Annotated in this window: 9 protein-coding genes; 6 read left to right on the top strand and 3 right to left on the bottom strand. The window is 32.1% G+C overall.

Translation table 11 applies throughout. The features are described from left to right. Positions 1–84 precede the first annotated feature (84 nt). Both J2T59_RS10070 and J2T59_RS10065 read left to right on the top strand, forming a co-directional pair. On the top strand, positions 85–570 hold the full coding sequence (locus tag J2T59_RS10070) for a PspC domain-containing protein (protein ID WP_259135808.1): 486 nt from the start codon (positions 85–87) through the stop codon (positions 568–570). A gap of 6 nt (positions 571–576) precedes the next feature. Continuing rightward, the gene (locus J2T59_RS10065; protein WP_259135807.1) at positions 577–849 is read left to right on the top strand and encodes a LiaI-LiaF-like domain-containing protein; all 273 of its coding nucleotides are present in this window, start codon (positions 577–579) and stop codon (positions 847–849) included. 22 nt (positions 850–871) lie between these two features. Here the strand turns inward: J2T59_RS10065 and J2T59_RS10060 are convergent, their stop codons facing one another. Both J2T59_RS10060 and J2T59_RS10055 read right to left on the bottom strand, forming a co-directional pair. Further along, positions 872–1,039 (bottom strand): hypothetical protein, encoded by a 168-nt coding sequence (locus tag J2T59_RS10060; protein ID WP_259135806.1) that lies wholly within the window; start codon positions 1,037–1,039, stop codon positions 872–874. A gap of 9 nt (positions 1,040–1,048) precedes the next feature. Further along, positions 1,049–1,300, bottom strand: a complete 252-nt coding sequence (locus tag J2T59_RS10055) for a DUF2769 domain-containing protein (RefSeq protein ID WP_259135805.1) — start codon at positions 1,298–1,300, stop codon at positions 1,049–1,051. Positions 1,301–1,374: 74 nt separating this feature from the next. Between J2T59_RS10055 and msrB the strand changes: the two genes are divergently transcribed. The 4 genes from msrB to J2T59_RS10035 all read left to right on the top strand — a co-directional run bounded on the left by msrB (position 1,375) and on the right by J2T59_RS10035 (position 3,237). Next, positions 1,375–1,770 (top strand): peptide-methionine (R)-S-oxide reductase MsrB, encoded by a 396-nt coding sequence (gene msrB, locus J2T59_RS10050; RefSeq protein WP_259135804.1) that lies wholly within the window; start codon positions 1,375–1,377, stop codon positions 1,768–1,770. Between the two features lie 84 nt (positions 1,771–1,854). Then, positions 1,855–2,142 carry a ferritin family protein gene (locus tag J2T59_RS10045; protein ID WP_259135803.1) on the top strand — a complete coding sequence of 96 codons (288 nt, stop codon included), beginning with the start codon at positions 1,855–1,857 and terminating at the stop codon, positions 2,140–2,142. 5 nt (positions 2,143–2,147) lie between these two features. Further along, positions 2,148–2,927, top strand: a complete 780-nt coding sequence (gene xth, locus J2T59_RS10040; RefSeq protein ID WP_259135802.1) for an exodeoxyribonuclease III — start codon at positions 2,148–2,150, stop codon at positions 2,925–2,927. A 25-nt stretch (positions 2,928–2,952) separates the two neighbouring features. Next, positions 2,953–3,237 carry a ferritin family protein gene (locus J2T59_RS10035; RefSeq protein WP_259135801.1) on the top strand — a complete coding sequence of 95 codons (285 nt, stop codon included), beginning with the start codon at positions 2,953–2,955 and terminating at the stop codon, positions 3,235–3,237. Positions 3,238–3,259: 22 nt separating this feature from the next. On the opposite strand, the gene J2T59_RS10030 is transcribed toward J2T59_RS10035, so the two are convergent. Next, the gene (locus J2T59_RS10030) at positions 3,260–4,480 is read right to left on the bottom strand and encodes a hypothetical protein (RefSeq protein WP_259135800.1); all 1,221 of its coding nucleotides are present in this window, start codon (positions 4,478–4,480) and stop codon (positions 3,260–3,262) included. Between the last annotated feature and the right edge of the window lie 425 nt (positions 4,481–4,905).

The raw sequence follows: 4,905 nt of genomic DNA, 5'->3' as shown, positions 1-4,905 counted from the left end.
TGTTCATGTCCTGTACCTTCCTTTTGAGGTTTTTCATCGAACTCTAATAAGGTACAGGACTAATTATAATTTTACAGCAATTTAGTGACGCTATCACGTAGTCGTACTGACAGAATGATTGCTGGCGTTTGTGGGGGATTAGGAGACTATTTTGATATCGATCCTACAATTGTACGGCTTGTCTTTGTAGTAATGGCTTTCATTGATGGAATTGGATTGTTGATATATATTGTGATGGCAATCGTAGTTCCAGAGGATAAAAAATACATCCAATCTTATTCCAGTAAAGGTTTTGAGTCAGAAAAAAGTGAAGACACAAATGTCATGAGCTCAATAAAAACAGATTCCAATAATGATCAAGTTGATACCACCTCGTCTTCTAAAGAAAGTGCCAAATCAGATGATTCTAAAGAGGATAGTTTTCCTCGTTGGATTGGTATTGGTCTTGTAATTGTAGGAATTATATTATTGCTGGACCGTATGAATTTAGCTTGGTGGCTTAATTGGAACATACTGTGGCCTTTATTAATAATACTAATTGGTTTATGGTTGTTATTAAAGAGGAAGTGAATTTTTATGGGGTATCGTTCAGGAATTGCATTACCATTAATTATGATCAGTTTAGGTGCAGTTCTCCTCATATCTAATCTGGGTTATTTACCTGCGATTCATTGGTCTGACTTGGTAGAATATTGGCCGATGTTATTGGTGATTGTTGGTCTTGACATCTTAGTTTCACACATCAGATCTAAACATCTAGCTCTTTTAATAGGAATATTGGAAATAGCAATAGTTATTGGATTTATATTTTTCTTATTTGTTAATGATATCAGTATCAGAGTATTCTAACTAGGCTACTTAACAAATAAAATCACTTCTCCATCCGGGTTCTTTCAAAGTTCAAGATTTTCCTTATAACAATTCTTTTAGGTCCTGACCACAGTTCTGGGTTGTCCGGATACTCACTTTGAACATATTCCCCGATTTCTACAGGTTTCATTTTCTCAAGCATATCCTGTAATTCTTTTATGTCCTTCATAAAATCCCTCTAAATCTGTTTTTTTATCTGACAAAAATATTGGCCTTCAAGTTTGAACTTCGAGTGAATCTCACACTGTACACACATGCACTCAACGAGCTCTTTTTTGATTTCACTTGGTCCTTTAGCACAATACATTAATCTACCATCGTCCGGGTATGATGCACATTCTACACAAAGGCATCCTTTTGCATGATGATATGATGCACAAATACCATAATATCTACCGTGTATATCTCTTTGAGATTTAATATCTTCCATTGGTAAACTCCTATAAATTAAGTTTAGCGGAAAAGATTATATCAATATTAAGTAGATATACTTTAGGGATTTATATGGGAGATAATAAAAAAGAAGACAGTTATTGGAAACGTGTCCTTACACCCCAACAGTATAATATCTTAAGGGAAAAAGGTACAGAACCACCATTTACTGGAAAATATGTAAACAGCAAAGAAAAAGGGGTTTATAAATGCTCCGCCTGTGGTCAGGATCTTTTTATGTCGGATACCAAGTTTGACTCAGGTACTGGTTGGCCCAGTTTTTATTCCCCCGTAGATAAAAACAATATACTCTTAGAAAAAGATAACAGCCTATTAATGGAACGGATAGAAGTACTATGCAGTAATTGTCATAGCCATTTAGGCCACGTTTTTGATGACGGGCCCAAGCCAACATACAAAAGATATTGTATTAATTCGGTTGCATTAGATTTCAATGAAGAAAAATAGTATTGCATATTTACAAATATATTTATATAAATAACAAAATAAATATTTTATAACTAGTAAATTTTAGAAAGGAGATGATAAATAGTGCTTTCAAACATACCTATAGACTTATCAAAAGTAGAAAAAGGAAAGTGTAACAAGGAAATACTTCGCGCAGCTATTATTGCAGAGTTGGACGCAATAAACCTATATGAACAGATGGCTGATTTAACTGATAATAAAAACCTTAAAGAAGTTTTGTTAGATGTGGCTAAAGAAGAAAAAACACATGTTGGAGAATTTCAAACAATGCTTCTAAAAGAAGACAAAGAACAAGTGGAAGAATTAGAAGCAGGTAAAAAAGAAGTAGAAGAGGATATACTTAAGAAATAACCATTATGGCAACTACTACGATCTTTTCTTGGAACGTAAATGGTATACGAGCTAGTTACAAAAAGGGGTTTAATTCTTGGTTAGAAGAAATATCTCCGGACATTATGTGTATCCAAGAAACAAAAGCACAGGAAGAACAGTTGTCTCCTGAGATATTAAAGATTAAAGGGTACAGAAGTTATTTTACTTCCCCTCAAAAAAAAGGTTATAGTGGGGTTGCAATATACTCAAAGTTTGAGCCTATAAGTGTTGAGTTTAGTTTAGGGGTTGAAGAGTTCGACAATGAAGGGAGAATGATCACACTAGAGTTCAATGATTTTTACCTTTCAAACGTTTATTTTCCAAATGGAAAATCTTCGAAAGAACGCCTAAAATACAAGCTAGATTTTTATAATTCATTTCTTGAATATATAACTAAAATTAACTTTAAAAAGCCAGTTATATTTTGTGGAGATGTTAATACAGCTCATAGAGAAATTGATCTTGCAAGACCTAAACAAAATGAAGATAAGTCGGGTTTTTTACCTGTAGAGAGAGAATGGATTGATAAAATTATAGAAGAAGGCTATATCGATACATTTAGATTGTTTAATAGTGAACCTGGGAATTATACGTGGTGGGACTTGAAAACAAGGGCAAGGGACAGAAATGTTGGATGGAGAATAGATTATTTTTTTGTTAATAGTCAGTTAAAAGATAACATAAAAAATGCATATATAATGCCCGAGGTAAATGGTTCAGATCACTGTCCAATAGGACTTGACGTTCAGGGTTTAATTAAATGAGTGTAAAATAAAAAAGGTGGTTTACTTGCTTTCAAAAATACCTATACAAATTGAAAATGTTGAATTTAAAAATATTGATAAGGAAATAATGCGAGCAGCTATGATAGCTGAGCTAGATGCAATTAATCTATATGAGCAAATGGCGGATATGACAGATGATGAAAATATTAAGGAAATTCTACATGATATTGCAAGAGAAGAAATGATTCATGTTGCAATGTTTGAAACTGTTTTACTCCAAGTTGATGAAGAGTTCCTTAAAGCATACTCTGAATATTCTTTAGCAAGAGATACATGTATTAAAAAATGAAAATATCATAATGATATTTTCTTCATTCATTTAATTTTACTTTTTTATAGTACACAGTTATGCCCAATAAAACAACTCCAATCAATGCAATTATAATAGATTGAAGCTGAAGAACGTACAATATATTTGTACTAAATACATTGACAAGCTGTATACCAAGTTCTGGAATCTCTTCTGAAGCCTCAGTTAACATCACATCAATCAAGTTACTAGCATATAGAGTAATAACAATTACTGAAGTTCCAGATAATAAAGCAGCAAGTCCCGGGATACTTGTTGTTACAATAACTGACTTAGTTGCAAACCAAAGTAGATAGATCAGTAACGCAATAAGTATAACCAGACCAATTATTATCAGCCAAGTAAGCTGAAGATATTGCTTCGTCTCGTCAAAATGAGCAAGTTCTTCATCATCAACCTCAATTTCTTCAGGTACTTCATTTACAATTTCTTGAAACATTATAGAAGAGTATTCTTCAGAGAAAGTTTTTCTCTGTTCATCCATTTCTTCAATAAATTCAGTATAAGTCGAGTTTTTAGAAATGTGTTCAAGTGGTATAATCAACAGCTTATTAAATTCCTCTTCAATTGGTTCATCTAAATTTGTTTTCTCATCTTTTACTTCCAACAATATTTCATCTAATATATCATAAACATCCCTTGATGGATCAGTAGCCTGAATTTCATTCTTGTAATCATTGACAGTTTGATCGTAAGATGCTTCGTCCTGAAGCATATTATCAATCATTGAAATCGTATAAGATGTTCCATTATATTCATAAATAACATCATTAAAGTCATCTTCATTCTGGGTCGGGAGATATTCTATGATACCGCTTATATCGCTTTCAACAAATTTTGACTCTATATCGCTATTGAAATTTGATCTAACTTGGTTTAAATCTAGCTCAAATACAAGGTCATCAGTCTCTCCATCTAGATATGTATAAAATGTATCTACATTGGTAGTAGCGATTTCGAGGATTATCTCAGGAGATATCGATTCTTTCAACGTTTCCACTAATGGTTCGGGTATTTCTTCATCTTCTTCAGCAATATCGTCCAATAAAAGTAGTATTTCTTCATAAGCAGATTCATGAATATTTCCTTCCTCAATTGACTCATTTACAAAGTCGGGATTTAGGACTGTTCTTTCGCTAGCTACTGAAAAATTTACAGCTAATATTGAAAAGAATAGTGCTAAAAAGATTATTACAATAATAACTTTATTCTTAGATTCCATGTTTTCAACTCCAATAAAGTATAATTTCAATTAATTTATAACATAGTTAAAGTTTGATTACAGAAACTTTCTACCTTAAATTATTAAAATAAGTCGGTCATTATGCGATTTGGAATGAGATTATCTTCAAAAATTTGATTTTCATGATTTACATTTCTTAATCAATAAATAAAATATTGCCTCTTAAAGTATTCATGCTTCGTTTGCCTCAAATACGGGTTACAATATCTTAAGCTTTAATACTAAGGGTTCAGATTGATCTAATATCTTTTATGGCGCTATTGCCATCTATAAAATAGTTACTTGAATAATAGGATATATGGCTCTGTAGGGGCTGTCAAAAACTTTGGGGTTGCAAAGTCTGAGCTAATTAATAACAATAAATATATATTATTAAAGTAGATATGGTTTTGTGAAAAACCATA

It is taken from the genome of Methanosalsum natronophilum, from assembly GCF_024808815.1.
In the GTDB taxonomy this organism is placed as follows: Archaea; Halobacteriota; Methanosarcinia; order Methanosarcinales; family Methanosarcinaceae; genus Methanosalsum; species Methanosalsum natronophilum.
This window is presented reverse-complemented; position numbering and strand designations above follow the sequence as displayed.